This window comes from Mesorhizobium sp. M1A.T.Ca.IN.004.03.1.1, from assembly GCF_003997555.1.
GTDB lineage: Bacteria > Pseudomonadota > Alphaproteobacteria > Rhizobiales > Rhizobiaceae > Mesorhizobium.
Genome location: NZ_RZTV01000486.1, coordinates 1 through 263, shown reverse-complemented (window position 1 = coordinate 263; position 263 = coordinate 1). Strand labels below are relative to the sequence as shown.

Annotated in this window: 1 protein-coding gene; it reads left to right on the top strand. The window is 66.9% G+C overall.

Annotation, left to right across the window (positions count from 1 at the left end; translation table 11 throughout):
• Positions 1–12 precede the first annotated feature (12 nt).
• On the top strand, positions 13–263 hold a 251-nt coding region (locus EOD29_RS32555; RefSeq protein WP_206520570.1), incomplete at its 3' end, for a hypothetical protein.

Here is a 263-nt window from a genome sequence, read left to right as displayed (position 1 = left end):
GTCGAGACCGGCATGCAGAATTTCGCGTCGGGCGCGAAAGAGGTGGTCGACGGGGTCGGCGGCATCGTCCATGCCACCGAGATCCTGTTCGGCCTGTGGCTCGGCGCGAAGTTTCTTCGCGTTCTCGCCAATATGCGCATGCTCGCTGCCGGAGGTGCCGGCGGCGTCGCCGCTGGCGGTGCTCGCGCCGGCCTGGGCTTTCTCGGCACCATTTCAACGGGTGTTGGAATGCTCCTTGCCGGCGCGGCCGCCATCAAATGGGG